Origin of the sequence: uncultured Sneathiella sp., assembly GCF_963973085.1 — a bacterium.
Classification (GTDB): domain Bacteria; phylum Pseudomonadota; class Alphaproteobacteria; order Sneathiellales; family Sneathiellaceae; genus Sneathiella.
Window position 1 is genome coordinate 454,613 of the sequence record NZ_CAXAXA010000001.1, and the last position, 17,373, is coordinate 471,985.

The 17,373-nt window shown below is 57.9% G+C and carries 17 protein-coding genes; 5 read left to right on the top strand and 12 right to left on the bottom strand.

Annotation, left to right across the window (positions count from 1 at the left end):
- Positions 1–73: 73 nt before the first annotated feature.
- The gene (locus tag AACZ19_RS02140; protein WP_339630682.1) at positions 74–520 is read right to left on the bottom strand and encodes a DUF1465 family protein; all 447 of its coding nucleotides are present in this window, start codon (positions 518–520) and stop codon (positions 74–76) included.
- A 214-nt stretch (positions 521–734) separates the two neighbouring features.
- Here AACZ19_RS02140 and AACZ19_RS02145 point away from each other — a divergent pair, with 214 nt between their 5' ends.
- The 3 genes from AACZ19_RS02145 to AACZ19_RS02155 all read left to right on the top strand — a co-directional run bounded on the left by AACZ19_RS02145 (position 735) and on the right by AACZ19_RS02155 (position 2,975).
- Positions 735–1,190, top strand: a complete 456-nt coding sequence (locus tag AACZ19_RS02145; RefSeq protein WP_339630684.1) for an Hsp20 family protein — start codon at positions 735–737, stop codon at positions 1,188–1,190.
- Positions 1,191–1,344: 154 nt separating this feature from the next.
- A complete protein-coding gene (locus AACZ19_RS02150; protein ID WP_339630686.1) occupies positions 1,345–2,334 on the top strand; it encodes a succinylglutamate desuccinylase/aspartoacylase family protein in 990 nt (329 codons plus the stop codon).
- A 41-nt stretch (positions 2,335–2,375) separates the two neighbouring features.
- Positions 2,376–2,975, top strand: coding sequence for a cadmium resistance transporter (locus AACZ19_RS02155; RefSeq protein WP_339630688.1), 600 nt, complete (start codon positions 2,376–2,378; stop codon positions 2,973–2,975).
- An 8-nt stretch (positions 2,976–2,983) separates the two neighbouring features.
- On the opposite strand, the gene AACZ19_RS02160 is transcribed toward AACZ19_RS02155, so the two are convergent.
- The 5 genes from AACZ19_RS02160 to AACZ19_RS02180 are packed head-to-tail and all read right to left on the bottom strand — an operon-like array spanning position 2,984 to position 6,835.
- Positions 2,984–3,421 (bottom strand): thioesterase family protein, encoded by a 438-nt coding sequence (locus AACZ19_RS02160; protein ID WP_339630690.1) that lies wholly within the window; start codon positions 3,419–3,421, stop codon positions 2,984–2,986.
- 15 nt (positions 3,422–3,436) lie between these two features.
- Entirely contained in the window at positions 3,437–4,282 is an 846-nt protein-coding gene (gene rfbD, locus AACZ19_RS02165) for a dTDP-4-dehydrorhamnose reductase (protein WP_339630692.1), read from the bottom strand.
- Entirely contained in the window at positions 4,282–5,334 is a 1,053-nt protein-coding gene (gene rfbB, locus AACZ19_RS02170) for a dTDP-glucose 4,6-dehydratase (RefSeq protein ID WP_339630694.1), read from the bottom strand. The genes rfbD and rfbB overlap by 1 nt, the downstream gene beginning before the upstream one ends.
- Entirely contained in the window at positions 5,331–5,900 is a 570-nt protein-coding gene (rfbC, locus tag AACZ19_RS02175; protein ID WP_339630696.1) for a dTDP-4-dehydrorhamnose 3,5-epimerase, read from the bottom strand. Before rfbC ends, rfbB begins: the two co-directional genes overlap by 4 nt.
- Before the next feature lie 56 nt (positions 5,901–5,956).
- Positions 5,957–6,835, bottom strand: coding sequence for a hypothetical protein (locus AACZ19_RS02180; RefSeq protein ID WP_339630698.1), 879 nt, complete (start codon positions 6,833–6,835; stop codon positions 5,957–5,959).
- A 151-nt stretch (positions 6,836–6,986) separates the two neighbouring features.
- On the opposite strand from AACZ19_RS02180, the gene AACZ19_RS02185 reads away from it, so the two are divergent.
- Positions 6,987–7,613 carry a glutathione S-transferase N-terminal domain-containing protein gene (locus tag AACZ19_RS02185; RefSeq protein ID WP_339630700.1) on the top strand — a complete coding sequence of 209 codons (627 nt, stop codon included), beginning with the start codon at positions 6,987–6,989 and terminating at the stop codon, positions 7,611–7,613.
- 9 nt (positions 7,614–7,622) lie between these two features.
- Here the strand turns inward: AACZ19_RS02185 and ettA are convergent, their stop codons facing one another.
- The 5 genes from ettA to AACZ19_RS02210 all read right to left on the bottom strand — a co-directional run bounded on the left by ettA (position 7,623) and on the right by AACZ19_RS02210 (position 15,167).
- Entirely contained in the window at positions 7,623–9,302 is a 1,680-nt protein-coding gene (gene ettA, locus AACZ19_RS02190; RefSeq protein WP_339630702.1) for an energy-dependent translational throttle protein EttA, read from the bottom strand.
- Between the two features lie 79 nt (positions 9,303–9,381).
- Positions 9,382–10,257 carry a hypothetical protein gene (locus AACZ19_RS02195; protein WP_339630703.1) on the bottom strand — a complete coding sequence of 292 codons (876 nt, stop codon included), beginning with the start codon at positions 10,255–10,257 and terminating at the stop codon, positions 9,382–9,384.
- A 52-nt stretch (positions 10,258–10,309) separates the two neighbouring features.
- Positions 10,310–11,275, bottom strand: a complete 966-nt coding sequence (locus AACZ19_RS02200; protein ID WP_339630705.1) for an AEC family transporter — start codon at positions 11,273–11,275, stop codon at positions 10,310–10,312.
- A gap of 73 nt (positions 11,276–11,348) precedes the next feature.
- On the bottom strand, positions 11,349–11,672 hold the full coding sequence (locus AACZ19_RS02205; protein WP_339630707.1) for a TfoX/Sxy family protein: 324 nt from the start codon (positions 11,670–11,672) through the stop codon (positions 11,349–11,351).
- 6 nt (positions 11,673–11,678) lie between these two features.
- Positions 11,679–15,167, bottom strand: a complete 3,489-nt coding sequence (locus AACZ19_RS02210) for an indolepyruvate ferredoxin oxidoreductase family protein (RefSeq protein ID WP_339630709.1) — start codon at positions 15,165–15,167, stop codon at positions 11,679–11,681.
- Positions 15,168–15,462: 295 nt separating this feature from the next.
- Between AACZ19_RS02210 and AACZ19_RS02215 the strand changes: the two genes are divergently transcribed.
- Positions 15,463–15,855 (top strand): YbaN family protein, encoded by a 393-nt coding sequence (locus tag AACZ19_RS02215; RefSeq protein ID WP_339630711.1) that lies wholly within the window; start codon positions 15,463–15,465, stop codon positions 15,853–15,855.
- A 12-nt stretch (positions 15,856–15,867) separates the two neighbouring features.
- On the opposite strand, the gene AACZ19_RS02220 is transcribed toward AACZ19_RS02215, so the two are convergent.
- Entirely contained in the window at positions 15,868–17,253 is a 1,386-nt protein-coding gene (locus tag AACZ19_RS02220) for a PLP-dependent aminotransferase family protein (protein ID WP_339630713.1), read from the bottom strand.
- Between the last annotated feature and the right edge of the window lie 120 nt (positions 17,254–17,373).

Genomic DNA, 17,373 nt, shown 5'->3' on the forward strand with positions numbered 1-17,373 from the left:
CGAACCCTCGCGGTTTAACGGATCAGGCGCTCAACCGGGCGCCTTTTTCTTTGCCGCCCGAATTATTGCAGATTTATGGATTGGCGCGCCGGAAGGCGTCCCGCCCCTGCTGGTCAAGGCGGAGAAGCCGCTGATACAGCCGCTCGCTCCGCTCCAGTAGCGATTGCAGCCCTTCGGGTAATATCGCCGGGTCGCAGGTTGCTTCCTCGGGCAGGCAAATCTCCAGATGCTGGAGATGGCATTCCTCTTCCTGCGCTTCGGCCAGAGTAATCTCCCCTTCCTGCAGCGCCCGCTGATAGAGCAGCCAGGCCATCCCCTCGGTCAGCCGCGTCGTCAGCCGCAGCGATTCCGCCGCGTAGCCGAAATTGGCCTCCACCGGCAGGTTGCGCACGTCCTCCTTACCGCGACCGGCAAGATAGGTGCGTGCCTCCCGGACGAGGTCCAGCGCCTCGTCATAAGTCCGTGTGAAAAAGATGGTTTCCGACTTTAAAACCGCCTGATCATTGCCACTGACGCTCATTACTCACCCTTCGCCACCCTGCTCTGAGTGGAAATCACTCTTACGATGGAAAGAAAATTAGTCTTCAAAAGTTAATTTTCCATCTTTTCGCCTCTTGAATCCAGTTAAATATGCCACATATATGAAGCGTCAGGCGCCGATTTAGGGCCTGAAAACAAGGGTTTGGCCCATCTTGGGGAACCCGCAAATATATTGCTTCATAGGAGAATATAAAATGCGTACATATGATTTTTCACCTCTCATGCGTTCCACGGTCGGTTTTGACCGTATTGAACAGCTTTTCCGCGGCCTGGAACGGGCCTCTGCCGAGAACAGCTATCCGCCGTACAACATTATTCGCAAAGATGCCGATAACTATCGCATCACCATGGCGGTCGCCGGGTTCGAGGAAAACCAGATCGAGATTGTCGCCACCCAGAATTCGCTGAAGGTGACCGGCAAGTCGAGCGAGGAAAAAGACGAAACAGAAGGCCAGCAGTATCTGCATCGCGGCCTTGCGTCCCGCTCGTTCGTGCAGAATTTCGAACTCGCCGAGACGATCAAGGTTGTCGGGGCGGCCATGGAAAACGGCTTGCTTCACATTGACCTCGTTCGTGAAATCCCGGAGGAACTCAAACCCCGGACGATCGAGATCAACAAGGACAAGCTTATCGAAAATAAAGCTGCCTAATCCCGTCCCCCTCTAGACGGAAGATAGCCCGCCCGTAATGGCGGGCTATTTTTTTGCCCAAAGGAGATGACAGACGAAAATTTCTCTCATGGCGTCCGTCGAAGATGCTCGATATAGTACGGAAAAGTCCTCTTACGCTACAGGTGTTTCCTTCATGTCCTCGCTTATCTCCACCAAGATTGATTTCGATAAAGACGGTATCCAGCATGGATATCTCCAACTGCTGCATTCCGTCCATCGCTCCGCCTATGGCTATATCCCGATCCCCATTGCCAGCCTGAGAAACGGCGATGGGCCGACGGTTCTCCTGATGGCGGGAAATCATGGGGATGAATATGAAGGCCAGGTGATTCTCTCCAACCTGATCCGCACCCTGCCGCTGGACCAAATCCGCGGGCAGCTGATTATCCTGCCCATGGCGAATTTCCCCGCGGCCGAGGCGGGCCTTCGCACCTCGCCCATCGATCAGGGAAACCTCAACCGCTCCTTCCCCGGAATCGATACCGGCACCCCAACCCAGCAGATCGCCCATTATATCGAGCATACCCTGCTGGAACGCGCGGATTTCCTGTTCGATCTGCATTCGGGCGGCAGTTCGCTGTTCTACACGCCGACGCTGCTTTTCTCCGTCACCGCCGATGATCCGCATCTCGCCATGAAACGCGAGATCGCGGAGGCCTTCAGCCTGCCGCACACCCTTTATTTCGAACGCAGTGATGCCGGCAGTTTCTCTTCCGCCGCGGCGTTCCGCAAGAATGTCTGTAGCATCCTGACGGAGCTGGCGGGCGGCGGCACCGTCTCGAAGGGGCTGCCGAAGCTGGCGGGGGACGGGCTGCTGCGCTCCCTCCATCGGATCGGCGTGCTTACCACCGCGCCCGAAGCAGCGCCGTCAAAAGGCCGCGTCTTTTCCGAGGAGGGGAGTATTTTTGCAACCGAACCCGGTGTCTACGAGCCGCTCGCCGATCCCGGAGAAGATGTCGTGGAAGGCCAGCCCGCCGCCCTCATCCATCGTACCGAAACGCCGGGCCGCGCGCCCGTGGAGCTCTTTTTCGAGGGTAAGGGCGTCATCCTCGCCAAGCGGCAAGGCGCCCGCGTCGTCCGCGGCGACTGCCTGTTTCATATCGGCCAGAATGAAGAGCTGTGACCCGGCGGAAAGGAATTTAGGAACGGGCGGATCACACGCGCATGCATGATATTCTTCTCGCCGTCTCGGTCAGCTTCATGGCGTTCCTCTCGACCAGCATGGACAACCTGTTCCTGCTGATCACCTATACGCTGCATCCGAAATACGGGATTGCGAAAGTGCGCGCCGGTTACCTGCTTGCCGTGCTGATCATGCTCGGCATCTGTGCGATTTTTGCGCAAGGAATTGCACTTTTACCCGCCCATATTGTCCCTTTAATCGGGCTGGTCCCCATCGCGCTCGGCCTGTATGAGCTGTGGCAGTTAAATCGGGGGAGAAAGTCCGCGAGCCCCGGGACGGAGGGAGTCCGCAATCTGCAAGGCGGCAGCTTCCTGACCATCACCCTGATCATGATCGCCCATAGCTGGGATTCGATTGCGGTGCTGGCCCCACTCCTCGCCGATACCCGAGCTGACCTTGACATCTGGATGGCGGTGAGCGTCGTCTGTGCCGCGCTCCTCCTCACCTTTTTTGCGCAAAAGACTGTGAGCCATGAGAAAATCAGAACCCAGCTCGCCCGCTATGCCCCGAAAATCCTGCCCTTCCTGCTGATCGCCGTCGGCCTCTATATCCTGACCAACTCTCCGACGGATATTACGTAAGGGTACACTTACGCTCCACCGGCCTTTTCAAAGCCTTCAAACATTGCCCGGATGTCGTCGCGGACGGGGGCGGTTTTGTGGGTGGTCTGGTGGGTGTTGACCCAGACGATCTCGCCGGTGCAATAACGGGTGTCGGAGGCTTTGTCGAAAATCTCCAAAATGAAGGTTATGGAGGTGTTGCCGATTTTCTCGACACGGCAGCCGACGTCGATCTCGGCATCGAACAGGATCGGCTTTTCATAGAGGACGAGGGATTTGACGAGGTGGAAATCCTCTCCCGTTTCCCGGATATAGCCCTGATAGTCAAAGCCCAGATGCCGGAAAAACTCCGTAATGGTGGTGTCGAAATAGGTCAGGTAATGAGCGTTGAAGACAACCCCCTGCCCGTCAATCTCGGAATAGCGCACGCGAAAGGGATGAAAGAAGCGAAAATCCTGCCGGGCCATGAACCGTCCTTGTTTTTATCTTTTGTCCAGAATTTGCGATAATGCCTCTCGCCAGTCCGGCTGGTGAATATCGAAGACGCGCTTTATTTTTTCGCAGTCCAGCACGGAATTCTTCGGTCGCGTCGCCGGGACCGGATACTGCTCCGTCGGGATCGGATGGAGGGCGGGCGTCTCCCGCCCCGCGAAAATCGCCCTGGCGAAGCCGTACCAGGTAATCGCCGGGGCGCCGCAATAATGATAGATACCCCAGTCGGTGAATCCCTCCCCATTGACCTTCGCCGCAATTTTCAGCAGCGCATCGGCGATATCCGCCGCCGCCGTCGGGCCGCCTTTCTGGTCGTCAACGATGTTCAGTTCCTGATGGGTCTCGCCGAGACGCAGCATGGTATTGACGAAATTCTGTGCGCCACCGAAAACCCAGGCCGTGCGGAGAATGATATGTTTATGGGAAACGGCGGCAACGCGCGCCTCCCCCTCCGCCGTGCTCTTGCCATAGACGCTGAGCGGGGCGACCGGGTCCTCCTCGACATAGGCGCCCGGTTTTTTGCCATCGAAAACAAAATCCGTTGAAATATGCAAAACGGGAATATCACCGCAGGCCGCCGCGAGATTTTCCGGGCCCATCGCATTGATGGCGAAGGCGACATCGACCTCTTCTTCCGCCTTGTCCACCGCGGTATAGGCGGCGGCATTGATCACCACATCGGGCGCGGCCGCCTCGATCGCGGCCTTGACGGCGGCGCGGTCCGAAATATCGAGGGCCTGCCGGTCCAGCGCTATGATCTCGGCGTCATTGGAAGGCGCAGCGGACTGGAGCGCCTGCCCCACCTGCCCGTTCGCGCCCGTCACCAGAATTTTCATCAGCCCTTGGACCCGAGGCCGAGCCGTTCCTGCGTATAGTCCGCCGCGACCGCCTTGACCCAGTCAAGATTATCAAGATACCAGTCGACGGTTTTCTCAAGGCCGGTGTCGAGATTGAGAGACTGCGACCAGCCGAGTTCCGCTTCGATCTTCGAGCAGTCGACGGCATAGCGGGCATCATGGCCCGGCCGGTCGGTAACATAGCGGATCAGGTCCTCATGCGGGGCCTTGCCCGGATATTTGCGGTCCATGATCTGGCAGATACTGCGGACCATATGGATATTCGTCTGTTCTTCGCGACCACCGATCATGTAGGTCTCGCCGATTTTCCCGCTTCTGACCACATCCTGCAGCGCCGTTGCGTGATCCTCCACATAGAGCCAGTCGCGGACATTCTCGCCCTTGCCATAGACCGGCAGTTCCTTGCCATGCAGGCAGTTGAGGATGATCACCGGCAGAAGTTTCTCCGGGAACTGGTAGGGCCCGTAATTGTTCGAACAGTTGGTGACCAGCACCGGCAGGCCATATGTGCGGTACCAGGCCCGCGCGAGATGGTCGGAGCCCGCCTTGCTCGCGGAATAGGGAGAGTTGGGATCATAGGCGCTGGTTTCGGAGAACTGCCCCTCCGCCCCGAGCTCGCCATAGACCTCGTCCGTGGAGACATGCAGGAAACGGAAAGCGTCCTTCTCCGCCTCATCCAGCGCGCGCCAGTACTGATAGGCGGCGTCCAGCATAGTGAAGGTGCCGACAAGGTTGGTCTGGACGAAATCCGCCGGACCGTCGATTGACCGGTCGACATGGGATTCGGCCGCCAGGTGATAGACCGCGCGGGGTTTATACTTCGCGAACAGGGCGCCGATCCCGTCCCGGTCGCAAATATCGGTCTGAGAGAAATGGTAGCGCGGGCTGTTGCTGACCGGCTTCAGGCTCTCCAGGGACCCGGCATAGGTCAGCTTGTCGATGATCACGACATCTTCCTTGCCCTGGTTGATCAGGTCGCGCGCGAGGGCGGATCCGATAAAGCCGGCGCCGCCTGTGACAAAAACAGTCATCTGGTTTCCTTAAAGTCAAATAATCTGGGCTGGTCCTTTAATAGCGGCAAAATCTTATCTTTTTCTGAAAGAATGGCCTTATCCGCCGCCACCGGCCAATTGATTTTCAGCGCCGGATCGTTCCAGAAGATGCCGCAATCATGCTCCGGGCTGTAATAATCAGTGACCTTGTAGACGATCTCCGTATCCGGCTCCAGCGTGCAGTAGCCATGGGCGAAACCCGGCGGCACCCATATCTGCCGCCAGTTGTCCGCCGACAGCTCGACCGCGACATGTTGGCCGAAGGTCGGAGAGCCGACACGGATATCCACCGCCACGTCAATCATCGATCCGCGGGTGACCCGGACCAGCTTGCCCTGCGCTTTCGGATCGAGCTGGTAATGCAGCCCCCTGAGGACGCCTGCTTCCGCATTTGCGGCATGATTATCCTGCACGAAATCCATGACAAGGCCCATCTCCGCCAGCGTCCGGGCGTTCCAGACCTCGGAGAAGAATCCCCGCGCATCACCGAATTTCTTCGGGGTCAGGATCTTTACGTCGGAAATTTCTGTCGCTTCTACCTGCATATTATACTTAATCCTTCAAGATACCGTCAGCGGACGGCCGTGGCATACTATATTGCCTATTTCCTGTTATATCGTAAACAATCCGGATAGCTAATCGTATAGCGCGCCACATCGATTATTCCGTCTTCGAACATGATTTCAAGCTGGTAGAAATAGATCGCCCCGATGGTCATGGATATCAGTTGCTGACGTTTTGTACAGCTTTGTGTCAGCAGATTACCCTTAGCCCCCTGCTGCCAGTATTTACTCCGCTCTATGTCATTTTCCAGTTCCTGGCGCAGATAAATCGACAGCATCAGCCCGTCCGCCATGACATTCGTTACCTCCAGCGAGGGGTTAGTCATTTCCGGCCGCTCCGGTCGGGAGGCAATCAGCTGGAATGCGCCGGTCAATTGCTCCAGCAGGCGCCCATCCACCCGCTCCCCGTTGGGCCAGTAGCGGATCATGTTATGCCGCCCCATGACGGCCTCCCGATCCAACAGCGGCAGCTCGTTGGCGACGCAGAAGCCCTTGTTCATTTTTTCGCGCGCCGTTTTATCGCTCTTGCCGCCCTTGAGGGTGACAAGGAACTCATAGTCGAACCCCTTGTCCAGCAAGTATCGCGCATCCGGGTCCTCGCAGGCGCGGGCGCGCAATTCATCGACATAATTCCCGATGATGTTCTGCCGGAAGGAGGCAATAATCTCCTCCGCTTCCAGCCGGTCCAGCCGGTAATCGAAATGATCGGCGATCAGCTTTCCGTCGATATTACGATAGGAAAAGTCGAGCTGCGGGGGCGCCTCCCCCGGAATGCCTCCCTCCGCCTTCGTCAGGTAGCGTTCCGCCACCTGCCGTTCCGCCGGGTCCTTGGGCCAGGTGATCTCGCCTGCGCGCCGGGTATCGCTGGCGCAGGCGGCAAGGCCGAGGAACAGGATCGAAATAACAAGCGCTTTCATTCTGCCTCTGGTCGTTTGGGTAAGATGCACAGTATAGAAGCCTTTTCCGTTTCTTCATTCATAAATCGCTGCCGCCATCATCACAAATAAATTAGTCCACTTTCCTGAGATTACCGGATAAGCTCGACAAAAATAAGTTCAAGGATGACAAATGCTTAAAATTTTCTTCTCCCCCGGAACCGTCGCCCTCGCCTCGCATATCGCCCTTGCCGAGGCGGATGCCGATTATGAGGCCATAAAACTTGATTTCGCGAACGCGGCGCAAACGAAACCTGACTATCTGGCCATCAATCCCAAGGGCCGGGTGCCCGCGCTGGTCACGGATCAGGGTATTCTGACGGAAACCCCGGCGATCCTTCTCTATGTTGCACAGGCCTTTCCGGATGCGAAACTGGCGCCGCTGGATGATATCTACCGCCTGGCGGAGATGCAGTCCTTTAACAACTATCTGTGCGCCACCGTGCATGTCAACCATGCCCATCGCATGCGTGGGCTTCGCTGGGTGGAAGAGACGGAGACCGCCGCCATGGAGGCGATGCAGCGCAAGGTGAAAAGCAATATGAGCGACTGCTTTCACCTGATCGAGGACACAATGTTCAAAGGCCCCTGGGTGATGGGCGCGGACTACAGCGTCGCCGATGCCTATCTGTTCACGGTCGGGCGCTGGCTGGAAAGCGACGACCTCGCCATCGACGATTTCCCCAAAGTCGCCGCGCACCGCGCCCGCATGTTGGACCGCAAAGCCGTCATGCGAGCGATGTCCGAGCAGGGGATGTAGGCGCAGCCCCTACCGCTTGATCGGTTTGTATTTGATACGGTGGGGCTCCGTGGCCTCCTTGCCGAGGCGCTTCTTCTTGTCTTCCTCATAGGCCTCGAAGTTGCCCTCGAACCATTCGACATGGCTGTCGCCCTCATAGGCGAGCATATGGGTGGCGACGCGGTCGAGGAACCAGCGATCATGGCTTATAACCACAGCGCACCCGGCGAACTGCAGCAGTGCCTCCTCCAGCGCGCGGAGCGTATCGACATCGAGGTCGTTGGTCGGTTCGTCGAGCAGCAGGAAGTTTGAACCGGATTTCAGCATCTTCGCTAGATTGACGCGGTTGCGCTCGCCGCCGGAGAGCTGCCCGACTTTCTTCTGCTGGTCCGACCCCTTGAAGTTGAAGCCCGAGACATAGGCGCGGCTGTTGATCTCCTTCTTGCCCAAGGAAATCACCTCGTTCCCCTCGGAGATTTCCTCCCACACATTCTTGTTGGCATCCAGGGTGTCGCGGTCCTGATCGACATAGCCGAGCTGCACCGTCGGGCCAACCTTGAAGCTGCCGCTGTCGGGCTCCTCCTGCCCGGTGAGCAGCTTGAACAGCGTCGTCTTACCGGCGCCGTTCGGCCCGATAACGCCGACAATCGCCCCCGCCGGGAGCTTGAAAGAGAGATCGTCGATCAGCAGCTTGTCACCAAACGCCTTGGAGACATGGTCGGCCTCGACCACCAGATCGCCGAGCCGCTGTCCCGCCGGGATGTAAATCTGCATCGCATCGGCCTGTTTCGAGTTCTGCTCGGCCAGCAGATCCTCATAGGCACTGATACGGGCCTTCGATTTCGACTGGCGGCCCTTCGGTCCCTGCCGGATCCATTCCAGCTCTCGATCGAGGGTCTTGCGGCGCGCATCCTCGGATTTCCCTTCCTGCGCGAGGCGTTTTTCCTTCTGCTCCAGCCAGCTTGAATAGTTGCCTTCCCACGGGATGCCATGGCCGCGGTCGAGTTCCAGGATCCAGCCCGCGACGTTATCGAGGAAGTAGCGGTCATGGGTGACGGCGACCACAGTGCCGGAATAGTCATGGAGGAAACGCTCCAGCCAGGCGACGCTCTCGGCATCGAGATGGTTGGTCGGCTCGTCCAGCAGCAGCATATCGGGCTGCGAGAGCAAGAGGCGGCAGAGCGCGACGCGGCGGCGCTCACCGCCGGAAAGCTTGGTGACATCGGCATCGCCGGGCGGACAGCGGAGCGCATCCATGGCAATCTCCACCTCGCGGTCGAGGTCCCAGAGGTTCTGCGCGTCGATCTGCTCCTGCAGCTCGCCCTGCTCCGCGATCAGCTCGTTCATCTCGTCATCGGTGAGGTCCTCGGCGAAGCGGGCCGAAACCTCGTTGAATTTGTCCAGCAACGCCTTCTTCTCATGCACCCCGTCCATGACATTACCGAGCACGTCCTTCGCCGCATCCAGCTCCGGCTCCTGCGCGAGATAGCCAACCTTGACCCCGTCGGCGGCCCAGGCCTCCCCGGTGAATTCGGTCTCGATCCCCGCCATGATCTTGAGCAGCGTCGACTTACCCGAGCCGTTCAGCCCCAGCACGCCGATCTTTGCGCCGGGGAAGAAGGAAAGCCGGATGTCCTTCAACACCTGCTTGCCGCCCGGATAGGTCTTCGACAGACCATTCATCACATAAATATACTGATAAGACGCCATAGGGATTTCCGCTCCTGATCCACAAATAATTCGCTGCGCCCCTTTTACCGAAGACGCGACGGATACGCAATTGTTGTGATCAAGAGCTCCAGAATTTTAGACGATCCCAAATACTTTTATTTTGAGTTGAGTTTTCATTGTTTTTAAAACCATCAAACCAGCCACGATAGTTATCCTCATCAGGCATTAAGTCTTTGTCTACTAGTTCATCTGGCAATTTAACACCCACAACGATAGAGGTATTCTTTCCATACATTTCAGCTAATTTACAACCATATTCATTTAAGTCTTTGGCTATCGTGAATGAATAAAAAATGCAGTCATCCAACGATTTAGAAATTTCATCCATGATATTGGAGTACCTTTCATCTACGGTTCTATTTTCTTGTACCAACCCTAAATAAACTTCCAGCTTTTCTTTTTCCGTAATATTTTTATTAGATTTCCATTCGTAAATTATTTGATGTCTTCTTTCGAACAGCTCTTTTATCGAATTTGTCGCATGATTCAGAGCTGAATACATCGCCGCAACACGGGTTGGAGCAGCAATTTTGCCATAGATAATTTCAGAAATTGTCTCTGTTGGAAAAAGCGGCATAGCGACTTCACTCATATCCGCTGTTCCGGCAAATGATACTTTTTGTCCGTTTGATAGCTTCATCATATATTCTTCATATTGCTTAGACGTTTCTTTGTAGCCGTCCATCATTGGTTTTATTTGCTGTTCTTTCAATGATAAAGAGCTAATAAAAACACTAAATGTGAGCGTTATTGCAGCGTTTATATTACGAATTTCCTCCCGTAAATTCACCGCCTGTTGATGTTTTTTAGCAATATAATATGCAGCTATTGCACCAAAGAATGCGCCAGCAAGTGCAGTAATAAAATTACTATTCAAAAAGTTCCAGATGAGACATAGAATCGATTGAACATAATCCCAGTAATTTTCCTGCATTTTTATTCATCCTTTGACATAAGCCAAATAGTAGCACCAAGGGCAAATGTATTCACCCCACAAATAAATCCGCGGGCATCAACCCTGTTGTCATGGCGTAGAGCAGGAGCGTCACGGTGACGACGGAGAGCATGGTGGTGAGCAGGATGGTGGCGGAGGCGCGCTCGACCCAGACGCCATATTGCTGGGCGATGACAAACACATTTGTCGCGGTCGGCAGCGCGGCGAGCAGGACCGCCGTATAGACCCAGAGCGGATCGAAATCGCCAAAGAAGCTTAAGGAAAAATACATGGCGAGCGGATGCACCACGAGGTTGAAGGGGATGATGAAGGAAAGCTCCCCCGGTATGCGCTTCAACGGCCGAAGCGCCAGCGTCACGCCCATGGCGAACAGCGCGCAGGGCGCGGCGGCCTGCGCGAGATAGTCGATCAGCCGGGCGATGGGAACGGGCGGCGTGAATTCGATAATCGCCGCGGCGACGCCGACGATGGTGGCGAGGATGAAGGGGTGCAGGAAGACTTTCTTTGCGATCTGGGCCATCAGGGCGCCGATGCGCCGCTCCTTCCCGCTTGAGAGCGCCATCATCGTCGGCGCAATGGTGAAATGCAGGATATTCTCGAAACAGAAGATGAGCGCGAGGGGGACGGCGGCTTCCTCCCCGAAGGTTAAGAGCGCGATCCCCGGCCCCATATAGCCGATATTGCCGTAGGCACCCGCGAGGCCCTGAATGGTGGCCTCCGCCGTTGTCGCCTTCACCACCAGCCGGGCGATGGCGTAGACGGCGAGGAAAATCACGAAGGTGGTCGAGATATTGGCGGTGATGAATTCCCAGCTTGTGAGCTTCTCGATTGGCGTCTTCGATAAGAGCTTGAAGAACAGGCAGGGCAGCGCGACATAGATGATAAAGGTGTTGAGCCAGCCCATGGCCTCGGTCGGCTGCTTGGTGATGCGCGCGGTGAGATAGCCGAGCAGGATCAGCCCGAACAGGGGAAAGACAAGCCCGGCGATTTCAGCCATTGAACGCTACCTTGAGATAATTGCAGTTTTTCCTAACTAGCCCGCGTCCGCCGCCCGGTCAATCGCAAAGCCGCTATTTCGGCGGGAGGCTGCCGACAAAACGCGCCGAGAGGTCGATCCAGCTCTTGAGTCCCGCCTCCTGCGCCGCGTCAACATCGACAAAGACAAAGCCGCCCATCTTGCGGCCGGTGAAGTCCATCGGCTTTGCGCCGGGGCGCGCCATCGCCTCCGCCTCGTTCTCCTTGCCGACGCGGAACATGAAGCGATCCTCGCCCGTGCCGCAGAGCATATTGCCGTTCAGGAGAAAGCAGACACCGCCGAACATCTTCTTCTCGGTGATCCCGGTGCGGTCCATGAGAGCCGCGCGGAGAAGATCGGCGGTGTGTTCGTGTGACATGGCGTATTATTCCGCCGCGAGCGGCTCGACATCGCCTTTCTCGAAACGATCGAGCAGGCTTATCCGTTCCGCCTTCGCGGTCTTCAAATGCCGCTCCTTCACATGGCCGAAGCCGCGGATATGCTCGGGAACCGAGGCAATCTCGATGGCAAGCGGGAGGTTTTCACGGGTGAGTTTTGCCGCGATATCCGTCATCGTCGCCTCATACTCACCGATCAGCGCCCGCTCCGCTTTTCGCTCCTCCGTCCGGCCGAAGGGATCGAACGGCGTGCCGCGCAGGGCCTTGAATTTCGCCAGCAGGCCGAACGCCGTCATCATCCACGGGCCGAATTCCTGCTTGATCAGATGGCCGGTTTCCGGGTGCTTCCTGGCGAAGACCGGCGGCGCGAGATGGAATTTGAGCTTGAAGTCGCCCTCGAACTGGTTGTTCAGCTTTTTGCGGAAACTGCCGTCCGTATAGAGCCGCGCGACCTCATATTCGTCCTTATAGGCCATCAGCTTGAAATAATAGCGCGCGGCGGCCTCGGTCAGGGCGGTGGAGCCGGGCTGCGCCGCAGCCTCCGCCTTGCCGATGGTCTCGACGAGGGTCAGGTAGCGCTTCGCGTAGCGGCCATTCTGGTATTTTGTCAGGAAGTCGGCGCGCCGCTCGATGATTTTATCGAGGGTTTCAATCTCCACCACCTCCGCCGGGGCGTCGGGGAGGGCGATTTTCTCGACTTCACTCTGGCTGGCCGCCGCTTTACGGCCCCAGGCGAAGCTGCGCTTGTTGGCGTCGACCGCGATGCCGTTGAGCTCGATCGCCGTCTCGATGGATTTGAGCGACAGCGGAATGGCGCCGCGCTGGAAGGCAAAGCCGAGGAGGAACAGGTTCGCGGCGATGGAATCGCCCATCAGGGCGGTCGCCAGCGTCGTGCTGTCGATAAACTCCGCCTGCTCCCGACCGAGGCTCTCGCTCAAAAGGCCGGTCAGGCTGTCGCGGTCCATGGCGAGATCGGGGGTCAGCGTGAAGGCGGCAACGGGCACTACATAGTCATTGATGATCGCCTTGGTGCGGCCGAGATCGTAGGTCTGTAGCGCCTCCTTGCTGGCGGCAACGACCAGATCACAGCCGACGACCACATCGGTCTGCCGGCTCGGGATCCGGGTTCCGGCAAGCTCGGCGGCGGATTTGGCGATGCGCACATGGCTCATCACTGCGCCGTTCTTCTGGGCAAGGCCCGTCTGATCGAGGATCGAGGCGCCCTTCCCCTCCACATGCGCGGCCATGCCGAGCAGTGCGCCGACGGTGATCACGCCGGTGCCGCCGATGCCGGTCACCAGAATGTTATAGGTACCGTCAATGGCCGGAACCTCAGGCTCGGGCAGGTTTGCGGCCGGGTTCATGATGTCGATCTCGCTGGAGGTGACTTCCTTCTTCTCGGGCTTTTTAAGGCCACCGCCCTCGACGGTGACAAAGCTCGGGCAGAAGCCCTTCACGCAGGAGAAATCCTTGTTGCAGCTCGATTGGTCGATCATCCGCTTTCGGCCGAATTTGGTTTCCAGCGGTTTCACCGATACGCAGTTGGAGACGACGCCGCAATCGCCGCAGCCTTCGCAGACCGCCTCATTGATAAAGGCGCGCTTCGCCGGATCGGGGAAGGTGCCGCGCTTGCGACGGCGGCGTTTCTCGGCGGCGCAGGTCTGGTCATAAATCAGCGCCGTCACGCCCTCGACCTCGCGCAGCTCCCGCTGCACCTTGTCGAGATCGTCTCGGTGGTAGATTTTCACCCCCGGCGCCCATTTCGTATCGCTGGCGTATTTGTCCGGCTCGTCGGTCACGACGACGACCTGCTTCACCCCTTCCGCATGCACCTGCTGGCTGATCAGCCAGGGCGACAGCGGCCCGTCGAACGGCTGGCCGCCGGTCATGGCGACCGCATCGTTGAACAGGATCTTGTAGGTGATATTCACATTCGCCGCACAGGCCGCGCGGATAGCGAGCAGGCCCGAATGGTAATAGGTGCCGTCGCCGAGATTCTGGAAGATGTGCTTTTCGTTGGTGAAGGGCGACTGGCCGATCCAGTTGGCCCCCTCCGCGCCCATATGGGTATAGGTCTGCGTCCGCCGATTGGGCATATAGACCGCCATGGTGTGACAGCCGATCCCGGCCATGGCGCGGCTTCCCTCCGGCACGTTGGTCGAGGAGTTATGCGGACAGCCGGAGCAAAACCACGGCGAGCGGGTCACCGGCGCGGCGGGCATGAAGTTGCCGCTCTCGCGCGCCTCCGCGACGCTGATGCCTTCCATGACGCTGTCGGACAGATCGCGGAGTTTGAGGCGGGACGCAATCGCCTTTGCCACCAGCGCCGGGGTCAGTTCTCCGTCCGAGGGGAGCAGCATCTCCCCCTCCTCATCCTCCTTGCCGACCAGCATTGGATGCGCCTCCATCCCGTAGAGAATCTTGGCGATCTGGTCCTCAATCAGGCTGCGTTTTTCCTCGATGACGAGGATTTCATCCAGCCCGACGGCAAATTCGACGAGCCCTTCCGGTTCCAGCGGCCAGGGGCAGGCGACCTTGTAGACGGAGAGACCAATCTCCTCGATCTCTTTTTCATGAATGCCGAGATCGCCGAGCGCCTGCTCCACATCCAGCCAGGACTTGCCGGTGGTCACGATGCCGAAGCGCCGCTCGCTTGAATCCGTTGTGATCTTATCGAGCCCGTTGGCGCGCACGAAGGCCTTGATCATCGGCAGCTTGTGCCGCATCAGCCGCGTTTCCTGCGCGAGGCTGCTATCAGGCCAGCGGATATGCACGCCGTCTTCCGGCGGCTCGATATCCTCCGGGATGACAATATCCACCCGGTCCGGTCCGACATAGGCGGTGGCCGAGCTTTCGACCGTATCGGTCAGGCATTTCATGCCGACCCAGGCACCGCTGTAGCGGGACATGGCGATGCCATAGAGACCGTAGTCGAGATATTCCTGCACGGTCGCCGGGTTGAGAATGGGAATCATCGCCGCCACCAGCGCCTGCTCGCTCTGATGCGCGACCGTCGAGGATTTCGCCATATGATCGTCGCCCATCAGGACGAGAACGCCGCCATTCGGCGAGGTCCCCGCCATATTGCCATGCTTGAACACGTCGCCGGAGCGGTCAACGCCCGGCCCCTTGCCGTACCAGATGCCAAAGACGCCATCGAAATCGGTCTTGCCGAACATCGGAAGCTGCTGCGTGCCCCAAATGCTGGTCGCGGCCAGGTCCTCGTTCACGCCCGGCTGGAAATGGATATCGTTGTTTTTCAGGAACGGCTTCGCCTTCCACAGGGTCTGGTCATACAGACCGAGCGGCGAGCCACGGTAGCCCGAAATAAAACCGCCGGTTTTCAGGCCGGCGGCGACATCGCGCTGACGCTGCATAATCGGAATACGGACGAGCGCCTGCGTCCCGGTAATAAACACCTGACCGCGCTCCAGTTCATATTTGTCATCCAGGCTGATTGCCGTCAGATCATTCATTCTTGTTCTCCCGCGCCCCGGGATAATTTATTCAGAGGAACCGCCTTGATTTCCGGCCATTCTTCCTATGGCCCGTTCGTTGTTCTTCTGCGTGCCGTGCGCCTCTTGCCATAGCATATGTCCAAGAACCATGACTTACAAGCGGTGAGATAATCGACATCACCCCGAAGGCAAAATTCCTCGCCCGGAAGATTTGAGAAATATTTTCTCACGCGTTCATTTTTTCCACCCTATTTCATGAAAGTATGCGAGAACCGGCCTTAATATCACTGATTTGCGAGAGAAAGCCCGTTTGATGAGGCAACAGACGAAGAAATTTTTGCTGCTGCTGATTGGCTGGTTTTTTGTTGCCCTCGGCACTATCGGCCTGTTCCTGCCAGTGCTGCCAACGACGCCGTTCCTGCTAATCGCGCTCTGGGCCTTTTCGCAGAGCTCCGAACGGTTTCATGACTGGCTGTATAACCACCGGGTTTTCGGCCCGCCGCTTCAGGACTGGTCAAAACACGGTGTGATCCCGCTTCGCGCAAAAATCGTCGCCGTCGGCACCATGGCGATCAGCGCGACACTGGTGATCGTCTTTTCCAGTACGCCCTGGTACGGGCTTGTCGCCATGCTGGTGCTGATGGGCATCGGGGCGGGATTCATTCTCTCCCGGCCCAGTCGTCCCAGGCCGGAAGACGCCACCTGAACGACGCCTTACTCACGTCACCATAATCGGGGAGTTTTCCTGCGACAGCAGGGTCGCCAGCCGTTCCAGCGCGCGGAGGACGCGGCCCTCATGTGGTTCCGCCATCAGGCAGAGGCGGATATGGTTTGCCGCGACGGACTTATGCATGGCGAAGGTATCTCCCGCCACGACGATAATATTCTCCCGCCGGGCGGAGGAGACAAAATCCGACATCCCCTGCCCCTCCGGCAGGCGGAGCCAGAGATGAGCGAGCGGCGAATCATCCGGGGTTGGCGGCGTTTCAAGCCATGGGCCCAGTATCTCCCGCGCCGATCGCTCCCGCCGCAGACACACCTCGGTCAACAGTCGCGCCTGTGCGGCAACCTGCCCCGACTGGACCAGAAAGTTCGCGATATCGAGGATGATGGGAGAGGTCATCCAGTTGATCGTCGTCATTTTCGTGGCCAGCCGCGGCACCAGATTTTCTGGCGCGATCATGTAGCCGAGCCGGAGCGCCGGGCTCATCACCTTGGAAAAGGTCGTGAGATATACCGTTATATCGGGCGCGAGATCGTAATAGGCAGGAATACGGCGGTTATGCAGCGGCGCATAGGCACTGTCCTCAACGATCAGCACCCCATGGCGGCGGGCGATCCCGATAATCTCCTCACGTCGTTCCAGCGGCTGGGTCGCGCCGGTCGGGTTGTGATTGGTCGGCACGGTGATCAGCAGGCTCACCTTGCCGCGGCGGCAGGTTTCCTCGAACGCTGCGGGGATCATTCCTTGCGCATCCATGGCAATCGGTGCAATGCGCAGGTTCAGCTCATAGGCCGCCGCCCGGATACCGGGATAGCCGAACGCCTCCGTCGCCACCGTCTCCCCGGCGTTCGCCAGTGTCGCCATGGAAAGATACAACCCGGACTGGGCGCCCTGGGTAAGAATGATATTGTCCGTCTCGACATAATTGATCAGGGTTGATAGCCAGCTTGCCGCCACCTCGCGGTCAAACGGCCGGCCGCGGCTGTCGGAATAGGAAAAATAGGCATCGGGCTCGTTGCGCCGGAGCAGCCGCTGCGCCGCATCGCGCAACCGGTCCTCGGTCTCGATATGGAAATAGCTGTTTTTCGATAAATCCGTGAGATCGCTCGCCCCCTCTTTCCAGCTCTCTTCGGGGAAGAACGCGCCGCGGCCGACGGCGGCATCGTCGCCGGGCGTGCCATAGACAAACGTCCCCTGCCCGACCCGGCCATAGCAATAGCCGCGCCGCTCCAGTTCCGCATAGGCGCGGCTGGCGGTGCCGACGGAACATTCATAGTCAAAAGCGAGATCGCGATGGGTCGGCAGCTTCTCCCCCGGCTCAATGTGACCTTTCTCTACCAGCGAAATAAAGTCGGCGACGATTTTTTCGGATTTCTTCACCAATGACTCCCGTCAGAACCTGAAAATTATATTGTCACAGTGACAATATAGCGTTTGACGGGGACATTATTATAACAATATTGATACAATGTAAATTGTCATTATCCCTTTTGCAGCACG